The following is a 2,075-nucleotide window of genomic DNA, read 5'->3' on the forward strand; positions in this document are numbered from 1 at the left end:
TGATGTCCTTTATCATATCTCAGAATAATCACATTCCTAGGATTAGGGGGTTAATTCAGAGACTTTCCCAAGAATATGGAACGCTTTTGGAGGGCGGCTTTTATAGCTTTCCTACCCCTCAACAGTTGTGTGAAGTTACTGAAGAAGGCTATCGTGGCCTAGGCTGTGGTTTTCGGGGCAGATATTTGGAAGATGCAGTGAAGAAGGTGCTTTCAGGAGATTTTGAGGCGGAGAAACTGGAAAAACTATCCACGGAAGAGCTTCGTCAGAGATTGATGTCAGTTTGTGGCGTAGGGCAAAAGGTGGCAGATTGTATTTTATTATTTTCCTTTGGCAGATATGAGGTGTTTCCAACAGATGTATGGATTAATCGTGTTTATAGCCACGCATATTTTGATGGGAAAAAGCTTTTAGCAAAGGATTTGCAGGTATCAGCGGCAGAAAAATTCGGCAACAACGCAGGTTTCGCCCAGCAGTATTTGTTTTATTATGGTAGAGAACGAAAAATTGGAAAGGGGTAAGAAAAATGGTAAAAACCAATGTAATGCGGCTTCTAGAAACGGCAGGGATTTCTTACCGCACCGCAGAGTATGAGTATGATGAAAATAATCTTTCAGGCTTGGATGCTGCAGAAAAAATAGGGATTCCCGCTGAACAGGTTTTTAAAACACTGGTGACCAGAGGGGATAAGACAGGAATTTTAGTTTTTTGTGTCCCTGTAAATATGGAACTGGATTTAAAAAAAGCTGCAGGGGTTTCGGGAAACAAAAAAATTGAGATGACTCATGTAAAGGAACTTTTAGCCCTGACGGGCTATATTCGGGGTGGATGCTCACCTATGGGGATGAAGAAAAAATATCCTACCTATATAGATGAAACGGCAATATTATTTGAAGAAATTGCGGTAAGCGCAGGCGTTCGGGGAGAACAGGTAATTTTGAAGCCTGATGACCTCATTGGGTTTGTGGAAGGGATTGAAGCGGATATTACCAAGGCGTTGAACTAGGGATAGGCTGTTTCATCGATACGCTTTAAGGACGGTTTTTAGAGAATAGAAGAATTTTGTAAATAAGATATAAGATATTTTAAAAGAAGTGCATCATTCCTTGGGGGATGATGCACTTTGTTTTTTAACTAATACATAGATATTTCCAGGGGTGCAGTTGTTTTAGTTTCAACGCCATTCCTTACGGTTGATATTTTAATGTAGACCGTGGAATGGTTGGCTGTAGAAATACCAAAGCATTGTGGGAATCCCCAGTACCAAATGTCACCGCCCAAAGCATTATTTTGCAGTTTCGTATATTGGGCATTTTTTGAGTATGCTATGTAAACATAGTAATAATCAGCATCGTAAACCGGTGACCAGGTTACGTTGGCATAGCCATCTTCAATCCAGTAGCGCAGATTTTTTGGCGCTGTTGGGGTATAGGTATAATTTTTCATCTGTCGAATAGGGATAGACAGCATTTGCGGTACTTTTAAAATTCCTCCTATTGGAATTGCAAAATATTGATTGTCACTGTATGAAGATGTCATTCCAATGACTTTTCCTTTACTGTTAAACAATGCACCGCCACTGCTGCCGTGATCAATAAAGGCACTGCTAGAGATAATATCTTGGTTGAAGTCTTTTATTTCTCCTTCTGACAAGGTATTACGATTTCCGTTGGGAGCTCCAACTGCTACCACAGGTTCCCCTTTTTTAAGTGCAGTTTCAATGGGGGCGGGAATTAAGTTTTTCTTATCAATTTGAATTATTGCAATATCTTTTTCTTGGTCTAATCCTACAATGGTTGCGTTTCCTTGATATATGGATTCATCTGAAAATACCATTTGAAGCATGGACGCATTTTCCACCACATGATAGTTGGTAGCAATCAAGCCGGCAGAGGAGAGAACAATTCCACTTCCCTGTATTTTATTTGTTTGAATATAGACCACAGAATCGGTTAATTGACCCTGTTTTACTTGGGTTGTAGTGATATAAATAGTATAGGTAACAGGATCCCATTCAATGGTGGCACCGCTATGTTCTGCAACAAATCGCAACGGAACCATAGTTGTATCCTTTG

General features: G+C 40.1%; 3 protein-coding genes. 2 read left to right on the forward strand and 1 reads right to left on the reverse strand.

What is annotated here, in order from left to right:
- Both RTK36_RS04940 and ybaK read left to right on the forward strand, forming a co-directional pair.
- A partial coding sequence (locus tag RTK36_RS04940; RefSeq protein ID WP_331654965.1) for a hypothetical protein occupies positions 1-521 on the forward strand: 521 nt, incomplete at its 5' end.
- 5 nt (positions 522-526) lie between these two features.
- Positions 527-1,006, forward strand: a complete 480-nt coding sequence (ybaK, locus tag RTK36_RS04945) for a Cys-tRNA(Pro) deacylase (protein ID WP_312044904.1) — start codon at positions 527-529, stop codon at positions 1,004-1,006.
- A 128-nt stretch (positions 1,007-1,134) separates the two neighbouring features.
- On the opposite strand, the gene RTK36_RS04950 is transcribed toward ybaK, so the two are convergent.
- The coding region (locus RTK36_RS04950) for a trypsin-like peptidase domain-containing protein (protein WP_312044906.1) at positions 1,135-2,075 on the reverse strand (941 nt) is incomplete at its 5' end.

It is taken from the genome of Anaerotignum sp., from assembly GCF_031981185.1.
Classification (GTDB): Bacteria; Bacillota; Clostridia; order Lachnospirales; family Anaerotignaceae; genus Chakrabartyella.

Coding starts and splice junctions, on each gene's coding strand:
- ybaK (WP_312044904.1), top strand. CDS start 527: ATGGTAAAAACCAATGTAATGCGGCTTCTAGAAACGGCAGGGATTTCT.